The following is a 20,551-nucleotide window of genomic DNA, read 5'->3' on the forward strand; positions in this document are numbered from 1 at the left end:
TCTCCACTAAGCTTTACGTTTCTGTAGGGTAATGAATAGAATTAAAATGCCACCCCAAAGAGCCATCGTTAGATAACTGCTCACACCGAGTAAGTTCAACCCGCTTTCTAACGTCTGTAATACAACCAATGCCAACCCAATGCCGATGATTCGACCAAAACCACCGTCTGGATTAATCCCGCCAAGTACCGAGGCTAAAATGGCGATTAATAAGTAAGACTCACCATAGCCTGCTTTGGCAGAGTTGAATTTTGCCATCATAATAAGAGCTGCAACCCAGCAAAGAATCGATGAAATAGCATAGACATACAGCACTGCCTTTTGGGTGTTAATGCCAGAGAAACGCGTTGCTTTCTCGTTTGACCCCATCAAATAAATAGTGCGACCTAGACTGGTATGTTCAAGTAACCCCCACAAACCTATTGCGAAAAAGGCAAAGAGGAACAATGGCATAGGAATACCCATTATCGAACCATTGCCGATCACCAATAATGCATCAGGGAAACCTGACATCACACTACCGCCAGAAATCAATACATTCAGGCCATTGATCAGTGTCATCATGCCAAGGGTTGCCAGTATGGGTGAAACCCCGACATAAGCAATCAAAGCACCATTGAGTAAGCCAATAACAATCGCAGTCACCAAACCAGCCACCAAAGCCAGCAGCAGTACCATGGTATTATCGGGTGCCATGGTGATAATACTCGCCATCACTAAGCTGCAGGCATTGGTTGTAGCAATAATAGAAAGATTAATACCCCCCGTTAACATACACACAGCCATAGCAAGCGCTAACATTCCTAGCAATGGCATTTGCGATGACATCGATTGTAAATTGGCAATCGAGAAGAAGGTATCACCACTTGCTACTGCCATAATGGCAATAATACTCACGAGGATAACTAACAAATAACGGATATTTCTGTCCGTCGGTAGCTTTAATGCGTTCAATACCTGATCCATTATGCCCCCTGTAATGCTTGTTTCTTTTCATTCAGCGCAGTCATACTGATACTGAATACAATAATGAGACCGGTAACAACCGCATGCCAATAAGAAGGCACACCAAGTAAAGTGAGGCCATTTTTCATGATTGCCAGTAACGCCACCCCGAGCACCACGCCCATCAATGTTCCTTTACCGCCTGTCATGCTTGTTCCGCCTAATACCACAGCAGCAAGTACCGTCAGCTCAAACCCCATTAATGAGTTTGGCGCCACAGATTGAGTGATTTGGGTTTGAACCACAGAAGCGATCCCCGCAAGAGCGCCCATATAGCCGTAAACAAATAAGTTGATGCCAAATAAGTTCACACCGATGCGACTTGCAGCATCCGCATTACCGCCCATCGCATAGATCTGACGCCCAAGACGTGTTTTAGACATTAAGAATGACGTAAATAAAACCACGGCAACCAAGGTTATAATTGGCAGTGAGAGCCCATAGTCGTAGCCATCGCTACCAACAAACGTAAACCACTCTACCCCATCCATAAACCAATCAGGGAAACCGTATAACCAAGCGCCATCACTAAAGTAAATCAACAAACCAAAGAACAAATTCAGCGTTGAAATTGTAATGATAATCGCTGGTACTTTGAGTTTGTACACCAGCACTGCATTTATAAGACCAAGTAACATACCGACAACAGCGGCTATCAGAAAAGCAATAAAGAAATTGCCCCCCACAGATAGCACATAGGTCGCCATCACGTACTGAGCAATCGCAGCAGTTGCTGGAAATGAAATATCAATCCCACCCGCGATAAGCACCACAAACAACCCACAAGCCATGATGCCTAAAATGGCTGAACTTACCGACATATCAAAGATATTGCCTAAGGTCAGAAAATCTTCTGAGCTAACAGCCAACCCAACAACCATCAACGCAATCAGCGCGGCCAGATAAAACTCATGACGCTTGATTAATGCAGTCCAATTTAAGTGAATACGATCACGCATTGACGGCCTCCATGATCTCTTTTTCTGATGATGTCGTAGAGTGGAAATCATGGGAGAAGCGCCCATCTTTCATCACAATGACACGATGACTGTTGTAAAACACCTCGGGGATTTCATCACTCACCATAATGATGGCCATGCCTTTTAGTGCGAGATCTTTGGCTATTTGGTAAATGCTTTCTTTATTGGCAATATCTACGCCGACAGTCGGTGAATCGAGAATTAACACCTCAGGCTCTGCAGCAATCCATTTCGCAATAGAAATGCGCTGCGCGTTACCACCCGACAAACTGGTCACAGGTAACAGAGGATCTGCCACTTTTATTGATAGCGAAGAAATTAACTGGCTAACTAAACGCGTTGCCTTGATATGGTCGAGGAAGCCATTTTGTTTTCTTAATCGCGGTAAAACCGTCGCTGTTGTGTTGTCTTGGATCGATTGCTCCATGACTAAGCCTGTGCTCATTCGGTCTTCAGACACATAACCAATACCGTGATCAATTGCTTCTCTATTCGAGCTAAACGTCACAGGTTTACCATTCACTTTTATTTGACCGCTATCAGGCTTGGTCATACCAAATAGCGCGAGACATAATTCAGTACGACCAGAACCAAGCAACCCTGTTATTGACACGATTTCACCAGCACGTACTTGTAGATTAATGTCATCAAACTGACCTTTTTTAGTCAGGTTGTTCACTTCTAATTTCACGTCACCCTGTTGTGTGTACTCACCCAAGGGCGAAAATTCGAAACGCTGCCCTGTCATCAAGAAAGCCAGCTCATCACTGTCCATTTCTTCTGCTGGGTAAGTGCCTATGGTTTTACCATCACGAATAACCGTTATACGGTCAGAAATTTCCATTACCTCATCTAACTTGTGGCTAACAAACACCACAGTGATGCCTTTTGACTTAAGATCTGCAACAACACTAATTAAGTTATTCACTTCAGTACGGGTTAACGATGCTGTCGGCTCATCCATGATCACCAACTTGGCATCAGAGGCCATGGCGCGACAAATAGCAACCAACTGACACTCAGCAATCGACAGCTGCTCTACACGCTTGGTTAACGGTAGCGAGACGCCCACTTTATCCATCGCAGTTTGGGCAATAGTATTTAGACGAGATTGCTTAACCAAACCTTTGGTCCAAGCCATATGATCTTGTACCGCAATATTTTCAGCGACAGTCAGGTTGGGAAATAGCGATAAGTCTTGGTAAATAACTTGGATACCATGCTCTATGGATTGTTGCGGATTTAGCTTAGAGTAGCTTTTACCATCCAAGATGATCTCAGCCCCTTTTTCAGGAGCATGAACCCCAGAGATAACTTTAAATAATGTGCTTTTTCCGCAACCGTTCTTTCCTGCAAGACAATGCACTTCGCCTTTATTAAAGGTTAAGTTGATGCCATCAAGGGCCTTAACGGAACCAAAATGTTTGGATACACGCTTTAAGGTAATAAATGCTTCATTTGACATGATGGATTTCCAGCTAAAGGGCAGCATTGCACTGCCCTGTATAGGTTTACAGATAGAGCGATTAAAAGCCTAATTCACGTGCGTTTGACTTATCTACTTCAAGGATTTTGTTAAACTTGATCACGCGATTTTCTTTATCGATTTCTGCCACACCAAGATTGTCGACAGTCACACCATCAGCCACTTTCTTCCCGTCCAACATTTGCTTAGCAACAGCAACCATGGCGTAGCCCGCATCCGCTGGATTCCATAAGAAGCCTTTATCAATTTCACCGCGCATCAAATACGGTGCAGCCTGACTTGGCATCATGATGCCAACCGTGGTCATTTTATTCTTAGCGCGTTTCTTCTTAATGGCCTCACCCGCACCAATAGCACCGAGTGAACCGTAAGAAACGATACCTGCCATATCTGGGTGTGCTTTCATCAGATCATTGGTCGCCGCGTATGATGCATCAATGCTTTCTGCAACCGGCATACGGCTCGTCACTTCATACATATCTGGGTAGGCCGCTTTTTGATAATCAATGGCCAAGTTCGCCCAGTTATTGTGTAGCGGTACCGTTAAGGAGCCAACGTAAACCGCGTATCCACCTTTCTTGCCCATATTCTTAGCAAGCTCATCCATGGTTGCTTTGGCATAGGCCTGATTATCAATTGTTTCAATATCCCAGTCTGCACTGTGGCCATCTGGTGATTCGTGAGTAAGGACAATGATCCCTTTATCACGCGCTTTCTTAAATACAGGCTCTAAAACTGTCACATCGTTAGGTACAACTGTGATTGCATCTACCCCTTTGGCAATCAGATCTTCAATGATCTTAACCTGCTGAGCAGGATCTGGGGTTGATGGGCCAAGTTGACGCGCATTCACGCCAAAATCAACAGCTGCTTGATCGATACCTTTGTTCATTTGGTTGAACCATGGGATACCAGACACCTTCACGACGTTCACAATTTCATAGTCTTTTGCCTGAACGCCTGCCGTAGCTAAAGCAAGTGTAAGGGCTGCAACATTGAACAAAACCTTTTTCATCGTTATCAATCCTTTCTTTTATTATGTGTGTAGAGCATTGGAGATTCGATGAGGTGAATATAGGGGATTAAGCAAGCACAAACTGGAACAGGTCGGGAATGTGTGATGAATGCACATTAGTGTAGCATCACAGATACCACACAGTTATCAGACTGTTAAAATGTAAGTGCGACGTAATTTAAACCAACTAAATAAAGAGCAAAACAACATATTAAGATCGAACCGTTCACATAAAATTAACATTTCAAGCTTTAATATTTATCGAAAACATTTGAGACATGTGTAATCTAGCTTGCTATTAATAATAAAGTTCTCAATTATGATTTAAGTCTGATTTTTCCATCGGTATTACATTTCATCTCAAATAAACGTGAAGCTCCCCCGATAAACATCGAGGGAGCTTCAGGAGTTAGACAAACAGATAGGATGTTACCTGTACTTTTATTACATAAGTACAGATAGAAAGAAGGTTGCTGCTAAATTGCCGTTAGTTGCGGCTCGTTCACTTGTGATTGCTGCATTTTACGCATCTGCGTTAAATACTTAATCCAGCTTTTTGACGCAGGACTCTCTTCAATGTTGTTGGCGCGTTTAGCGTGAATAAGTGCTTGTTCGAACGATTCCAGTTTGTAGTAAGCACGTACGCGCGCGAGTTCTACATCTGATTTTCGCCCTGACACTTTATCCAACTCTTTTAAGGCAATTTTGTGCTGCCCTTCTTGCAAGAGTAATTGTGCTAATGCCCAACGGTGCTTATTGTTTTTCGCCGCCGCTAAACGCCAATAGTGAATAGATGTATCCCACTCTTTGGCCATTTGCCAGTAAGAAGCTTGATCAGCCAATAATTGTGGATCCGTCTTAGCGTTATCTAAAGTTGCTAGTGTCTTAGCAGCACGTTCTGGAATACCCTGCTGGGCATAAAGCTGCGCAAGCGTTCGCAAATCTTGTTGGCTTAAAACGACACCTTGACGATCAGCAAGTGCTAAAGTGGCCAATGCATCTTTTGATCGCCCTAAACGTAGTTGAATCCCCGCGGTTTGTTGCCACCAAACTAGCTTGTTCGGCTCTAAAAGGATCAGACGTTGTAAGGTTGGCAGCGATGATTTCCATTGTTGCAGTTGAAGTTGTGCCCCTAATTTAATGGTTAATGGTTGCACTTCATCTTTGCGATGTAGGTTTTCATAACGCTTCATTGCCGACAGCACAGGCTTCCACTCTTCTACCTGATAATGCGACTGGGCAATGCGCAGCCAAAGCTCATCAGCTTTTTGATTCTCAGGGATAGCCTTGGTTAACGCGTAATAATGCGGTAACGCTTGTTTAAATTCTTCATTCGATAACAAGATATCCGCAAGCATACGTTGGGTGATCCACGCTTGCTCATCTTGCAACAGACCACTGTCGACAGCTTTTTTTAAATTACTAATCGCTAACTTGGTATTTCCCTGCTGCCAATAAAAGACACCAAGCATGCGCTGGACAAAGGCTTTGTCATAAGCTTTTGACGGCGTTAAAGCCGCTAATAACTCAATCGCCTCTGCTACTTTTTCGTCCTGCTGCAACTGATGCGCACGCTGAACCTTGCCCGCCGTATATTGCGAAAGCTGTTCACCTGCGACGGCGATATTGCTACTTAAAGCGAGACCAAGTGCTACGCCTAAAGGTAGCACTAGGGTTTTGGTGAATGTCTTGATCATTTGCTTAATTTGAACTCCAGTCTTACCGTTTGTCCAACTTGCGCAATCGCCTTACCATCAACAACCTTAGGCTGGTACTTCCATTTACGCAGTGCTCGAATCGCTTCTTTTTCAAATAAGCGACGTGGTTTTGCATCTAATATAGCGACATCCGTTGGCCTACCCTGCGGATCAATCGTAAACGACATCACCACAAAGCCCTCAGCACCTTGCTTTAGTGCACGTGCAGGATAACGAGGCTCAACTCGATAGAGAGGCATTGCTTGTTGGTTCGCACCAAAATCCGAAAATTCAGGCATGCTAATCGCGACACCTGTCGCAGCGACATCTAATGCTAAGGTCGGAGTGTTCGGCATAGAGGTAGCAACAGCTTGTACTTTCGCCATAGGTTTCGCTTCTGGCGGTGGCTCAGGAGTATCAGGCTTTTCTGGTACGGCACGTTGACGACGCTGAGCATCACGCTCTTGCTCTACCATCACCATATCAAACGCCAATACTTCATCAGACTCTGGTTTACCACGGTGGCCGTTATCGACCATCCATGCCATAAAAGTAAATAAACCAAAAGTCACCACAATCGCTAGAGGCAAAGCGATCAATAATCGACGCATTAGCTCTTCTCCGCAGCCAATGCAATGCTCTTAACGCCCGCACCTTTTGCCGCATCCATCACTTTAACGACGGTGCCGTTATAAGCGTGTTCATCAGCTTGAATCACTAATGAGGCTTCCGGTTGTTCAAGCAACAAATGTTCTAACGTTGCTTGCACACGCTCTACATCAATAACACGCTTATCAATATAAATATCGTTGGCTGAAGTAATCGCAACGAAGATACCTGCATCTTTTTTGCTCACAACATTACTCGCTTGTGGGCGATTCACTTCAACACCTGATTCGCGCACAAAAGAACTCGTCACAATAAAGAAAATCAACATGATGAATACAATATCCAGCATCGAAGTCATATCGATTTGCGCTTCTTCACGTGCGGAAGATGGACGACTAAGTCTCATCATCGGCTCCTTAATAATTTTTCTAATTTTTGCTCACGCCATAAGCACGCTTTGGCTAAACGTGCGTGAACAAACATGCCCGCTAACGCAGCGACCATGCCCGCCATCGTCGGTAAGGTCGCTAAAGAAATACCTGATGCCATTAACCGTGGCTGGCTACTGCCTTGCGTTGCCATCACATCAAATACCGAGATCATACCTGTTACGGTGCCAAGTAAGCCCAACATAGGGCAGATAGCCACTAACACTTTTATCAAATTTAGATTCTGGTTAAGGGCAATACGCGCTTCGCTTAGCCAACCATCACGGATAGCATGCGCATACCAAGATGTTTGATCGTCGCGTTGATGCCATTGCGCTAACCACTGCTTTTTCTGAGCAGGATACGTCACAAATAAATACAAGACGCGTTCAATCACCAACAACCAGCACAGAACAACCACGGCGGCCAACCACCATAAAATAAGGCCGCCTTGGTCCATGAAATGTGATAGTGACAACCACCAGGCTTCGAAAACCGTTGAATGCAAGGCTTCTGAAAGACTGAATCCCATTAGGCTGCTTTTCCTACTTTCTCGGCTTGTTCAGCAACGAGGCTGATGCCTTGTTTTTCCAAGATATTACGGATGTTCTCAGCTTGTGTGCTTAACACGTTATGCGCTAACAATAGTGGCATTGCAGAGATCAAACCCAGAACCGTTGTTACCAAGGCCGTTGAAATACCACCAGCCATCACTTTCGGGTCACCGTTACCAAACTGAGTAATCACTTGGAAGGTTTCGATCATGCCGGTTACTGTCCCCAACAAGCCAAGCATAGGTGCTAATGCCGCTAATAGTTTCAGCATGGATAAGCCTTTCTCTAGGCTTTGCTGCTCATCAACGATGGTCTCAAGTAAGCGTAATTCAAGCGCTTCAACACTTCGATTTTGCTCTTTATCGTAAACAGACAAGACACGACCCAGTGGGTTATTGCCCGGTTGTTCTGGATTTTTCAACTGCGCCCGGATCTGTTGGCGAGTGATCATCAATTTACCGCCACGGAACAGAGCAATCACAGCACCAATCGCTAACAAGCCAAGAATGATCTTACCGACGACACCACCGTGCGCGAGACGATCTTTCAGATCGGGTTCATTGGCCAGTTGCGCCAACATCATGCCGCGTGATGGATCAACCACAACCGACTGCACTTGATTTGCTTGAGTAAAATCAGCAAATACAGGCCCATTATCTGGCTGCTTTAAGTAAGGTTTTGCGGTGTTTTTAGCGCCATCCCAATCGATGTAACCGTGATCGGCAATCACCCCTAAGCTACCCAAGCGGTACGCATGAACACTTGATTTGTGCCCTTCACCATTAATGTATGGCACATTGACATCAGCAAGTTCACCACTTGCCTTAATCTGCTCTTCCATACTTAGCCACAAGCCTGTTAGCTGAGGTAATGATGGCAAAGCTTTAGCATCAACAATGTCACTGATCACTTGATTATATTGGTGACGATCAGCGGCGGTAACAGAAGCACCTAGCTCACTTTTCAAGTCTTTTGCGGCTTGACGAACCACACCAAATAACTCACCTAAGCTGCCTGTTTCTAAACGTAATTGTTCTTCAAGAATGGCAAGTTTGTTTTCATTATCACTAAAGGTATCGCTCAGCTGCTCTGTTTCTTGCTGTAATTGGTTACGCTTCGCAATCAGGGCGTTTCTTTGTGCCTTGATACTTTGTTCTGTGCGCTTAAAGCCAGACTCTCGCGCTTGGTCGTGCGAACGTTGTACTTTTTGTTCTTGTTGCGTGCTTTGTAATAATTCGGTATTCGCTGTTGCCGTAAGCGGTAAGCTAAATAGGCAAAGTGCTGCAACTAACGCTTTGATTTTCATGTTACTTTTTCTCCACGTTGTTTAATGCTGCACTCAAAGACACAGGCAGGTTAATCAGGCTTGGTGCTACTTGTTTATTGGCAATCGCAAAGGCTTTATCCACACCCGACGCAAACTGTGAATCAAGAGCTTGCCACCCTGCATCTTGATCGTTCCACGTCCAGTAGCGTTTACCGTCTAAACTACGAGCCACTAGCGAGATACGACCCAGATAAAGCAACTCAGCTTCAATCGTGTCGTTTGAGGTAAGTGTAAGCTCACCTTGGTACACACCCAATTTAGTGCCGTAATCCATTTCGATTTGGTAGCTTTCCAAAATACGACGATACTTTTCAGCATCGCTAATATCGGCTTGTGACATCATCAACTCAAGCTTGGCAATACGCGCTAAGCGCTGATCACGCTTGATCGGTTTGTCTTGAGCAATAATAACTTTTAGCCCGTCGATCATTTTGTACATTAAAGGAACCACACCTTGACGCGTTTCTTTAATGCCCTGAATTTGGTCGGTTAAACTGGCACTTTCTTGCTCTTGGTTCGCCACTAAGCGTGCCATGTGATCACGGTAAACCGTCAAGTTCTTCACTTCTTCCTGAAGCTGCTCAATCTCAGCTTGCATCGTCAAAGTCGCTTCTGCACTTTTATCAATTTTGGTCTGACTAACAGCAGAAGCTTTGTTCATCTTATTTTCGACAGCACGAGCACTGTCCAAGCTATTGGCTTGTGCACCCATGGCAATACTAAGCGCTAGACATACTAGCGAAGGCTTAAATCCCTTCATTTTCTTACTCTTAAACATAAAATGACGTAATAGAAAAAATAATAAAAACTAAAAATAAAGAATCCCGAACCAAGTCGGGCTTATAAAATCATATCGATTCTAATTGAAAACAAATCTCATTTAAACAAATAAAGGGGAAAGCATTTGCCCTCCCCTTAGATTCAATTAGTAACGGAATTGAATTGAAGCCATGAAGTTACGGCCTTCACCGATAACCACATTTGTCGCACCTGGGTATTTAGAACTTGTTGAACCGCCACCCGCTAGGTAATCAGTATCAAATAAGTTTTCAACATTTAGACGAGCAACAATGTCTAACTTCTCATCGTATTTGTAAGTGTGTGCAACACCTAGATCTACGCGCGTGTAGCTGTCTTTTTGGAATGTATTTGCCGCATCACCAAAACGCTCACCAACGTAAATCACACCTAAGTTCATATCAGTACCTGTTACGAAGCTATAACGTGACCAAACACTTGCAGAAAACTCAGGTACATCTACAGGACGGTTACCTTGGTAAGTTTCATGTTTCGTGTACTCAGCATCTAAGTACATAGCACTTGCGCTTACAGAGAAGTCTTCAGTTACATAACCTTGCGCTGCTAACTCAGCACCACGGTGAACACGTTCGCCGTCTTGTGTTTTTTTCCACTTACCACTGCTTAATTCAACATCTAGTGGTGAGTTTACTTCCGTGATATCAAATACAGCACCGCTCACGAACAAGCTATTATCAAGTAGTTCCCACTTAGTACCTAGCTCGTACTGCTTACCTTTAACAGGCTTTAGTTGCTCACCATCGTTAACATATTGACGGCTGCTTGAGTTAGAAACTTGGCCTTTTGGCTCAAAGCTTTCAGAGTAGTTCACATAAATTGAACCATTCTCAACTGGCTGATAAATAATTGCTGCTTTAGGAGAAACCGCTGTTTCTTTAATGCCGTTACCACGTTGTTCATCAAAACGTACGCCAGCCAACGCTTTCCACTGATCGGTAATAGTTACCATATCTTGAACGTAGATACCGTAAGAATCAGTGTGTGAATGTGATTTCTTAACTTTCTTACTCGTGTTGATTTCAGGTGATGGTACAGGATTACCTGGTTCAACATATACTTTCGTGAAACTAGCTTGGTTACGCTTATAATCGTAGCCTAGCCAGTTTGCACCAAGTAGTAACTGGTGATCCATACCCAGTACATTCGCTTCACCAGTGAAGTCTACGTAAGCTGTTTGGAATACCCAGTGATCTTTACGATCGCTACCACCATGACCAATAGTGCCGTCAGTTGCGTACTTAGAGAAATCAGGGAAACTTTCTACATCATTACGCTTAAAATCTTGGTAGTTATAGCCCGTTTTTAACGCCCAGTTTGTAGAAAGCTGTGCATTTACATCAAAGCCATAGTTTTCTACGTCATTTTCAATTTTCGACCATTGCGCATCCCAAATACGCTCATCGCCACCAATAACTTTACCGTCAACAACATAAGCACCTGAATCAACGTTACCGTGATCTTTTGTCTTATCAGCATGCACAGAAACAGTAATATCGTTGTTAACGTCATAGTCAACAAACACACCGCCAACGACACGCTCTGTCGAGTGTGTAGAGCCATCACTGTATGAACGCCAAGATTCTTTCGTCTGCTTAGAAAGAACGGTACGTGCGCGAAGCGTTTCGTCTTCGTTTAACGCGCCACTCACATCAAGGACGGTGCGAGAGTCATTATTTGAACCAATATCTTGGCTCAAGCTAACTTGTGTTTCATGAGTCGGTTTCTTAGAAACCATGTTAATCAAGCCACCTGGCGCTGACTTACCGTAGAGCAAACCTGCCGGGCCTTTTAATACCTCTACGCGCTCTAGTAACTCGACTGGCTGACGGTAGTGTGACCAATGTTGCTTACCATCGCGTAAGAAGCCAGATGAGCTACCTACTTCAAAACCACGTAGTGAAAAACGCTCACGGTTACGGCTGTCACCACCCGCACTTACACTTGCATCATTCTTTAGCACTTCACCCAGTGTGCTTGCACGCTGCTCATTGATGATTTGCTCATCAATAATGGCAACTTGTCCAGGGGTTTCAAGTTGGGTTGCTTCAATACGCATAGCAGTCGTATTGTTATCCGCTTTGTAGCCGTGATCACGACCAGTAACAACCATATGCTCATCAACTTGTGTTGTTTCTGCATAAGCTGCTGGCACTGTAAGCACAGCACCAATAAGTAAAGCCAGCTGACTTTTAGAAAACATAATCCGTTATCTCCAAATAAATGTGTAATGAGCTATTTTGTTTATTAGGGTCTAGTACTCATCACAGCCTTTCGGCCACTGCAAAATTTAGCGAAATATTAGTGATAACCATTATTATTTGCAGTTAAATTTACATTCTTTGCATTCGTAAAGTTTTGTAAACGGACAATGTGTCCTACTGGCACTTTTGTGCTAGTAACGTATGCGTATTCTTTGAGGTGAACTTGCTGTATTAAGATGTATAATGTAGTGGATTCTATTGATTATTCGGTATAAAAAGTGACCCAACTGACTCTCGAAGCTGCGCATGAACAACTAGCCGCTTTAAACCTTAAACCTGAGAATATGCGTTTTGTAACTGTAAACGCGATGGATGAAGAACTACTAGAAAGCTGTACGACAACAGAAGACGAAAGTTTTTATAACAGCTATATGAATGTAATCTTCACGAAAGGCGATCGTTACGTATTAGGTTACCGCTGTGAAAACGAAGGCGAGATTGTTGATCACGCGATTATTAAACGTGGTGATGAGTACTTTGATCCTACATTACAAATCAAAGGCAACTTTACCCCTTACCGCTATGCAATTTTGACTGAATTTAAAGTATTTGATGTTATGCGCCATGCTAAATCTAATAAAGATTTTCCACCTGATGTCGATTACCTTCGCGCACGTGCCAAACATTACAAAAATGTAATTATTGCAGATAAATAATTTACTATTTTGCGAACACCTTAAATTCATTATAAAAACGGCCCTTCTGGTCCGTTTTTATATAGTATCACCAAGGCTATTTCATCAATTTCTGAGTAAACCCATCATTTTCAATAGATTTATCTATAGTTTGATTAATTGTTTCTTCTGCCAATAAGCGCAATTTTCCGACATTACCAAAGAAAGCGGTATCAAATCCATTACCATCAGAGACTTGATAGTTATCAAACAACTGAGAAAAGACAACCTTTGAATCTATATTATTCAAAAGATCCACTTTAATCGAAGCTGTTGCTTCACGGTTTACATATTGACTTGCATCAACCTTCATTAAAGTCAGCACAATTTTGTAAGGCGCCTGATCATCAGATGTATACAAGTTACGCTGCTTTAAGGCATCAATATACATACCTTTAATTGTATCGCTCGTAACTGTTTTTGTGCGTAATGTTTTTAAACTTCCGCCCCAACCGTGACGTATTGCACCTAACCAATCCTTATCAGTGCCTCTTTCATCATAAACTGTCACTTTATTAATGATTGGCGTTTTCTGAATAACATGATGTCCTTTATAAGTTAAGTTAACATAATGCGTTGAGCAGCCAGAAAGCATCAGTGTTGCTAATAATATGAGTCTATTTAACATCGACAATAACCAAAATAAGTTTATGAATAATACTATTCAGCGACAGCTAAACATGCGAAAGCATACTTGCTATCCATCTTAGCTGGAACATATTCATTTGAATCAACAACATACTTACCGTCAGGCTCTTTAGTCACAAATTGCTGTGTTGTAAGATAAATTGGCCACTGGTGCCTACCACCGGGAATAACACCATCACTAAAATTGATTGCCGAACTAATTACGCCAGGTGCACCGTATGTACGTAAGCAAAAGTCATTAGCTTGCTTGGGTGTCATTTTCAGTCCCTTTACCACATTGGATGCATCAAGAATAATGCTGGGCTCCGCTGAGCTAAAGCCTGGATCTTTATCCATGTTTAACTCTTTAAACTCTTCCCATGTATAAGGGCGACGAATTCGATATTTTTTCCCTGATACTGTGACCTTAACTTCACGCTTATAGTTCATGGCAACGCGAGTTTTATCACTATTATCAAAAATCATTCCAGCCGTTAATTTGACGTTACTTTTAACTTCTCGACAAATATCATCACTATTCTGTATTTCCTCATCTAAAGAAATACAAAGAGACACTGGATATAAGTTATTAAATGAAGGGGCTAGTTTATCTACACTAACAGGCTTTACCTTATTATCTGTAAAATCTAATTCCATAGCGGAAGTGATCATCTTAGATGCTGACATCCAATATGAAAGCTTGAAGTCTGGGTAGCCAGAGAGATGTGGTGTTATCACTCCCCCTTCAATCAGTTGGCCATGCCCTTCAAACCAGGCAATATCTTCTGTTACACACTCCGTATTACCCTGCTCTTTGGCATTAACAGGCGTCACACAAAATCGAATTTTATTGCCTTTACCTTCATCGCTAACCTGCAAGGTATAAGTGCGATCGGAACTAACCGTAGTGGCAACATTATTTTTAATCACACTCCATTCATAACGACTATCAGACTCAGGGTCATTATTTAAATCATAGTATTTATATACACCTGTCAGCTTATGACCACCAAATCGAACGCCTTCTATACCAGCATTCATCGCTCGAGGAATCGAACCTTTAATAGCCCAAACCGTTCCAGTTGCTGTACAAGTTTCAATACTATTCTTAGGCAAGCCTGTTTGCGCATAGGCCGTTACACACCCTTTTACACGGTTACCCGCCATGCTTTCATTTAGTGATAAAGAACGGGTAGTCGCTATTTTCTTATCATTTAGATACCAACCAAATGACACCCTACTCTTATCTTCTTTATCGCTATCACGATCGGAATAGTCGTAATCTAGATATAGTGATTGACCAACCTCAATCTTGGTTGGCAACGCGGTAATATCAACATCAGGTCGCTCACCAGTACGTGGTTGAATGGCATTGGTTTTAGCAGAGCACGCTAACTTAATGTTCGTTTTTTTATCAAATGCACAAACAGAAATCTGGTGGCCTTCATCATCACGCGTCAACCAATATTGCTGCTGAGTAATGCCCTGTATGGCCTTTTCATTTCGATACCACTGAACACGCGTATCATAGTCACTGCTATCAAGTACCCAAACATCTAAAGGCGAACCAACAGTATTGTTAGTGGCTGCGTTCGGAATCGAGACCTTCGGTGTTTGAGGAACGTACTTGCTCTCAATAGGTAACGATGTTGAGCAGGTTTTAGAGCCTTCAGCACGGTTGCCTCGATTAATAGGCTTAACACAAAATCTAATTTCTAAACCTACCAAATTATTATCAATTGGAATACGATAGGTACTGCCTTTATAAACACTACTGCCATCAATTTCCCAATAAAGATCAGAACCATCCATTTCTTCAGGAGTAGTATTTGATACAAAACTATAGGTCCCTTTCAGGTTATCACCAATTTCAATGACATCTCCTTCCAGGTTCTCAAATGCGACATTTACCGCTTCAGGGTAAGAGACAATCTTTGTTGAGCTCGCTCCACTACCTTCACCACCACAAGCAACTAAGGTGGTGGTAAGCAGCATCACAGATATTTTCTTATACATAAAAATCAACTTTACTTTTATTTTTTACTATTTAAAGCAGACAACACCAGGGTATTGTACAGTGTACATTTTAATTTAAATAAAAAATTTTCCAACTATAAAATTAAATTAACGTTAAAAAACATCCACTGCAACATAAGTAATTGAAAAAAGGGATTAGAACATTAAATAAATCATCCAAACCGACACAGATAGACATCCATATTAAATGTGGCTTTTTTTACTAATGTAAAAGACGTAAGATAAAATAATGAGGCTTTTAGGCAGGGGCTATCCTTGCTTGTGTTTTATCCCAAGCAAGGATGTATATTTAAGTTATTATGGTATTAGGGATACACACTCAAAAGCATATTTTTTATGGCTGTCGGCCGCGACTAAATTCCCGTTTTTTATAACAAAGAAATCATTCAACTCTTTAGTTACAAATTCTTGTTCAACAAGTTCTTCGGGCCAATTATAGTTATCATTATTTGCATAACGCTTATAGATATATGTGCTAGCAATACCTGGCTCACCAAACTTCAATCGACAATATCTATCCGCATCTTGAGGAGTCATTTTCAAGCCGATTAAGTCACTATTCGCTAAAGATGACGCTTCTGCACTGCGAAATTTCTCTTTCATTTCTACAGGCAAGGTTCTAAACTCCGCCCAAGTTTCAGGGCGATGAAGATAATATCCACGATCTATATTAACTGATTTATTGATGTTCATTGCAGCGTGATAACCACTATCACCTTTTACTGTAATAGATCGTGTTAATTTATGGTTCGCTGGTAGTTCACGGCATACATCATCACTATTTAATATTTCATTGTCAAAAGAGACACATAAGCTTATCGCTCTTAAATTAATAAAGCTTGGTAATGTCGGACCAATTAGAAGTCGAGAAATAGTATTCGGCTCTGTACTTATAGCCAGCGGAAATACGGCACTTTTATTGGTTGATAGCCAATATGATTGACGAAATTCAGGGTAACCAGTAAGAGTTGCCGTTATCTCACCACCTTCTTTAAGCTCACCGGCACCATCAAGCCATGCTATGTTTTCTGTCACGCAACGAGGAAGCCCCTGAGTATGACTATTTTGGGGAGTCACACAAAAACGGATTTTATTCCCCTTGGCTTCATCTCCAGCTTGTAACCTGTAATATGGTTCACTACTTACATCTTTTTCTATATCACCATGAATAATGGACCATCTATAAACGCTTTGAGTTTCTGGCACACTGTTACTTTCATAGTAATCATAAGTACCTTGAAGCCGCTCCCCCTCAAAGCGATGTCCTGAAATAGCAACATTCATAGCTTGAGGTATACCATCAGGAATAGCGTGTACAGTAACCTCCTCTGTACAGATCATTTCACCTGATTTCGGCCAGCCCGTTAATGAATAAGGCGTAACACAACCCTTTATTTTTTTATCAAGCATCGAATCATCAATATGTAATGATTGGTCCGATGAAGTACGGTTACCATCTATAAACCACGAGAATGAGGTCATATTGATATCTTCTTTATCGTTATCAAAATCGACAAATTCATAGTCTAGGACTAACGTATTCCCTGACTCTACTTGAGTGGGTAACGGCTTAATAACCACAAAAGGCGCAGTGCCAGTAGCGGCATTAATTGCATTTGTTTCCTCTGAGCATGAAACTAAGGTTTCTGTGGTTAAATCTATAATACATACTGAAATATGCTTACCTTCATCATCCACTGTCAGCCAATAAGAAGCTTGATTTTCATTAGGGATAATTTGGCCGTCACGCAACCAACGATAGGTAAACTCTTCATTTGGCGCTTCACCATCTTTATCAACAACAAAGGTTAATAATTCAGACCCAACTTCTTCAGGAGAATATGCATTCGATAAAATCTTAACAAGATGATTTGTATCGTTAAAATATATTGGTGAGATTAACACATATTTTGAGCAGGCTTTTTCTCCTGCTTTTCGATCTGCTCGATTGAAGGGAATAACGCAGAAACGGATTCTTATACCCGCGAGGCTATTGTCTTTAGGAATTCGGTATTTAAATCCACGGTGGATACTCATTCCGGCTTCAGTTTCCCAGTAGCCAATCGAGGCATCAAGCCCTGGTGGAACACTCGTAGAGTTAAACTTGTACTGACCAATCGCTTCTTGACCCGATTGAATCTGATCGCCTTGCTCAATACCACTCAGTGCAACATTGGTCGCTTTCGGAGGCTTAGATACTTTTTGCTGCTCTGAATTACCATCACCACTGCCACATGCCGTAATAAATACAGTCAGCAACAAAATATAAACATATCTATGCATATAATAATTTCTTTCTATTTCTATATTCCCAATAGCACAAAGGGCGCTTTCACGCCCTTTGATTAGGAAACAATTAGTTATCTGCCAACTACGATGAGTAGCACTTCTTCAATGATTGCTATTTTACGCTTTGGCACTCAGTTATCAATAGTTGTCGATATATAGATTCATAATTCATATGAATTTGAAGTTATTTTATTTATCACCTAGCAATCACAAAAAGAATTAAAATATACCTTTTATGAATAATATTAATAGCCTTATCTCAAGTCATCTCGTTGTGATTTCGGGAATCGCAGAGTTATCCTTAGCCCTCCTTTTTGGCAATTCTCTGCTGTCACGCTACCTTTCATCACCGCCATAGATTCTTTGACTATCGCAAGCCCTAACCCATTGCCACCAGATAACTTATCGCGTGCATTTTCAATACGAGTAAAGGGGTCGAAAATATGTTTTAAGTGCAACGGTGGGATCCCTTGCCCATTATCCGTAATCTCTAATTTCACGAGGTTATCCGCTTCATAAGCAGACACATGAATAATGGCATTTTCACCTGCATATTTAATCGCATTACCCACCAAGTTTTTAATAACCCGCGAAGCTAATCGATTATCAGCCATAACTAGGGGTAACGCTTTACTCACATGGCTAGTTATGGTCTGCCCTGGAAGCTTACTATGTTGTGCTTCCAGTACATGCAATGAACATAGTGCTTCTAGCTGAATAGGTACGAGCTGTGGATCATAACTCGCATTTTCTAATCGGCTGAATTCTAAAATTTCACTAACCAAATCATTCATCTCATCAGATTCCCTCTCTAGCCTATCAGCCATTATCTGCTGTTCATCCGATAAATGACGACGTAAGAGATGCAAAGCCAGAGCGTGGCGCGCTAGTGGTGTTTTGAGTTCATGGGATACATCACGAATTAAACGTTTCTGTTTTTCTGCAAGCTCGTGGATACGATGAGTCATGTGATCAAAATCTTTCGCGAGCTCGCTAAACTCCTTGACACTTTCACCCACTTCGCTTGCAACACGCACGGAGAAATCACCTTCAGATAAACGGCGGCTCGCTTCTTGTAGTTGAGTCAGGGGACGCTGTAAGTAACGCGCTAATAATGCAGAAAATACAGTCAGTATCAATGCTGCAATAACAACTTGGCTTATTGCAAAATAGTAACGAAACGTATGAGCTGGGTGTTTTTCGTGTGGAAACTGAATAACAAGCTGGTTGCCGGCATCTAATGGTACAGCGATGATAGGCTGATTCACTCTGTCATCTAAAATTGTATCTAGGCTACGAACAAAGTTTAATTTGAACTTAAAATGTGGGTGCATTTCACGCCCACTAAGTACGTTTTGCTGCTTATCAAGCACAAAAAGGTAATAATCTTGGCCTCTTTCCCAATCGGCAAGCTCATCCATATCCCCCTCTGCAATCATGACTTCAGCTTGAAGTGAAAGGGCTAACATTTCACTCTGTACTCGACTGGGTACATGTAGCAGAGCCTTAACCAATGCATGTTCCGCAATGTTTTGTAGCCCCAAAATGAGCAGTAAAATAACAGCAAAGTACGAGAAGAGTTTATAGGCTAACGATCCCTGTCGGTTAAGCTTAAACAAGGCTTTTGGGGAGAATCGGACTGATTGAATGCTTTGCATGTTTCCTCAACGCAAAAAAGGCTACGCTTTGCGCAGCCTAATAAATCGAGTGCCAGTTTAAATAGACACAGTGGTTATCTTCGTATTAGAACAGATTATGATGCCATGGCTAAAAAGCTGTAACCTTTACCACGTATGGTTTTGATATGTTGTTTGGATAAGCCAGACTGCACCATTTTCCGGCGAATATTACTGATATGCATATCGAGATTGCGGTCAAATGGGCTCAAGTCTTTTTTCAATACTTCTTTTTGAAGTTCAGCTTTCGATACCACCACTTCATGATGCTTAATCAAATATTCCAATAGTTCTGACTCTGTACCAGTCAAAGGCAAACGTGCAATTTGCTGTGATAAATTTTGTTCGCTGCAATGTTGAGATTGGCGCTGTCGCTCTAACCCAACACGGCGTAGGATCGCTGTCATACGTGCAAGTAGCTCAGGCACTCGAAAGGGTTTCGGCATATAATGATCAGCGCCCGCTTGTAGTCCATCCATCATGGATGTTTCATCTGCGAGTGCCGTTAGCATCAGAATCGGTGTAGCAAAGCGCTGACAAATTCTACGTGCGACTTGCATACCGTCAATATTCGGTAACATGACATCAAGTAATACAAGATCCACAGGATAATCTTGCATATATGCCAACGCAGTTTCGCCACAATGTCGACATTCAACATCATAGCCTTCAGCCGCCAATACATCAGCCAATAATTCACATAGCTGCACATCATCATCAATGACTAAAACACGAGACACGTTAATTACACCTTAATAGAAACTATTCGTATTATATTTCATGAATGATTATCAAACAAGATATTAAAATGCATTTATTTCAACAACTTATAGATACAAAAAAGGGTGCCTAAATAGCACCCATATACACACATATATACACAATTTTAGTTTTCGATTAAAGCGGTTTTTGTAGTTAAAGTATCATCATCTTTACTATTAATATCAATAACTTCCGCTGCACGTAGGACAGATAGTTGTATGAACTCCTTGCTGTTATCATCTATGCATTCAAGTTCCATCAACTGTGCGATAACTTTCAAATTAGTAGCCAACTCTTTCATATAC

Annotated in this window: 18 protein-coding genes; 1 reads left to right on the forward strand and 17 read right to left on the reverse strand. The window is 42.0% G+C overall.

Annotation, left to right across the window (positions count from 1 at the left end; genetic code table 11):
- Nucleotides 1-6: 6 nt before the first annotated feature.
- The 11 genes from OCU77_RS20190 to OCU77_RS20240 form a co-directional block, all read right to left on the reverse strand.
- Entirely contained in the window at nucleotides 7-966 is a 960-nt protein-coding gene (locus OCU77_RS20190; RefSeq protein ID WP_107302712.1) for an ABC transporter permease, read from the reverse strand.
- A complete protein-coding gene (locus OCU77_RS20195) occupies nucleotides 966-1,964 on the reverse strand; it encodes an ABC transporter permease (protein ID WP_048898955.1) in 999 nt (332 codons plus the stop codon). The genes OCU77_RS20190 and OCU77_RS20195 overlap by 1 nt, the downstream gene beginning before the upstream one ends.
- Nucleotides 1,957-3,450, reverse strand: coding sequence for a sugar ABC transporter ATP-binding protein (locus OCU77_RS20200; protein WP_107302713.1), 1,494 nt, complete (start codon nucleotides 3,448-3,450; stop codon nucleotides 1,957-1,959). The genes OCU77_RS20195 and OCU77_RS20200 overlap by 8 nt, the downstream gene beginning before the upstream one ends.
- A gap of 61 nt (nucleotides 3,451-3,511) precedes the next feature.
- A complete protein-coding gene (locus tag OCU77_RS20205) occupies nucleotides 3,512-4,486 on the reverse strand; it encodes an autoinducer 2 ABC transporter substrate-binding protein (protein WP_048898954.1) in 975 nt (324 codons plus the stop codon).
- Nucleotides 4,487-4,962: 476 nt separating this feature from the next.
- Entirely contained in the window at nucleotides 4,963-6,183 is a 1,221-nt protein-coding gene (locus OCU77_RS20210; RefSeq protein WP_048898953.1) for a tetratricopeptide repeat protein, read from the reverse strand.
- Nucleotides 6,180-6,794 carry an energy transducer TonB gene (locus OCU77_RS20215; protein WP_048898952.1) on the reverse strand — a complete coding sequence of 205 codons (615 nt, stop codon included), beginning with the start codon at nucleotides 6,792-6,794 and terminating at the stop codon, nucleotides 6,180-6,182. Before OCU77_RS20215 ends, OCU77_RS20210 begins: the two co-directional genes overlap by 4 nt.
- Entirely contained in the window at nucleotides 6,794-7,198 is a 405-nt protein-coding gene (locus OCU77_RS20220; protein ID WP_048898951.1) for an ExbD/TolR family protein, read from the reverse strand. The genes OCU77_RS20215 and OCU77_RS20220 overlap by 1 nt, the downstream gene beginning before the upstream one ends.
- Nucleotides 7,198-7,752 carry a MotA/TolQ/ExbB proton channel family protein gene (locus OCU77_RS20225; RefSeq protein ID WP_048898950.1) on the reverse strand — a complete coding sequence of 185 codons (555 nt, stop codon included), beginning with the start codon at nucleotides 7,750-7,752 and terminating at the stop codon, nucleotides 7,198-7,200. The genes OCU77_RS20220 and OCU77_RS20225 overlap by 1 nt, the downstream gene beginning before the upstream one ends.
- Nucleotides 7,752-9,080, reverse strand: a complete 1,329-nt coding sequence (locus OCU77_RS20230; protein WP_048898949.1) for a MotA/TolQ/ExbB proton channel family protein — start codon at nucleotides 9,078-9,080, stop codon at nucleotides 7,752-7,754. Before OCU77_RS20230 ends, OCU77_RS20225 begins: the two co-directional genes overlap by 1 nt.
- A 1-nt stretch (nucleotide 9,081) precedes the next feature.
- Nucleotides 9,082-9,861: a DUF3450 domain-containing protein gene (locus OCU77_RS20235; RefSeq protein WP_048898948.1), complete on the reverse strand. Its 780-nt coding sequence runs from the start codon at nucleotides 9,859-9,861 to the stop codon at nucleotides 9,082-9,084.
- 165 nt (nucleotides 9,862-10,026) lie between these two features.
- Nucleotides 10,027-12,120 carry a TonB-dependent siderophore receptor gene (locus OCU77_RS20240; RefSeq protein ID WP_107302714.1) on the reverse strand — a complete coding sequence of 698 codons (2,094 nt, stop codon included), beginning with the start codon at nucleotides 12,118-12,120 and terminating at the stop codon, nucleotides 10,027-10,029.
- A 279-nt stretch (nucleotides 12,121-12,399) separates the two neighbouring features.
- Here OCU77_RS20240 and OCU77_RS20245 point away from each other — a divergent pair, with 279 nt between their 5' ends.
- A complete protein-coding gene (locus tag OCU77_RS20245; RefSeq protein ID WP_048898947.1) occupies nucleotides 12,400-12,837 on the forward strand; it encodes a hypothetical protein in 438 nt (145 codons plus the stop codon).
- A 76-nt stretch (nucleotides 12,838-12,913) separates the two neighbouring features.
- Here the strand turns inward: OCU77_RS20245 and OCU77_RS20250 are convergent, their stop codons facing one another.
- The 6 genes from OCU77_RS20250 to OCU77_RS20275 form a co-directional block, all read right to left on the reverse strand.
- Nucleotides 12,914-13,483: a hypothetical protein gene (locus tag OCU77_RS20250; RefSeq protein ID WP_048898946.1), complete on the reverse strand. Its 570-nt coding sequence runs from the start codon at nucleotides 13,481-13,483 to the stop codon at nucleotides 12,914-12,916.
- A 32-nt stretch (nucleotides 13,484-13,515) separates the two neighbouring features.
- Entirely contained in the window at nucleotides 13,516-15,498 is a 1,983-nt protein-coding gene (locus tag OCU77_RS20255) for a hypothetical protein (protein WP_048898945.1), read from the reverse strand.
- A gap of 318 nt (nucleotides 15,499-15,816) precedes the next feature.
- Nucleotides 15,817-17,802, reverse strand: coding sequence for a hypothetical protein (locus OCU77_RS20260; RefSeq protein WP_107302715.1), 1,986 nt, complete (start codon nucleotides 17,800-17,802; stop codon nucleotides 15,817-15,819).
- Between the two features lie 260 nt (nucleotides 17,803-18,062).
- On the reverse strand, nucleotides 18,063-19,466 hold the full coding sequence (locus tag OCU77_RS20265) for a sensor histidine kinase (protein WP_048898942.1): 1,404 nt from the start codon (nucleotides 19,464-19,466) through the stop codon (nucleotides 18,063-18,065).
- Nucleotides 19,467-19,561: 95 nt separating this feature from the next.
- Nucleotides 19,562-20,224 carry a response regulator transcription factor gene (locus OCU77_RS20270; protein ID WP_048898941.1) on the reverse strand — a complete coding sequence of 221 codons (663 nt, stop codon included), beginning with the start codon at nucleotides 20,222-20,224 and terminating at the stop codon, nucleotides 19,562-19,564.
- 146 nt (nucleotides 20,225-20,370) lie between these two features.
- A complete protein-coding gene (locus OCU77_RS20275) occupies nucleotides 20,371-20,547 on the reverse strand; it encodes a hypothetical protein (protein ID WP_160314711.1) in 177 nt (58 codons plus the stop codon).
- Between the last annotated feature and the right edge of the window lie 4 nt (nucleotides 20,548-20,551).

It is taken from the genome of Photobacterium swingsii (assembly GCF_024346715.1).
GTDB classification, from domain to species: Bacteria; Pseudomonadota; Gammaproteobacteria; order Enterobacterales; family Vibrionaceae; genus Photobacterium; species Photobacterium swingsii.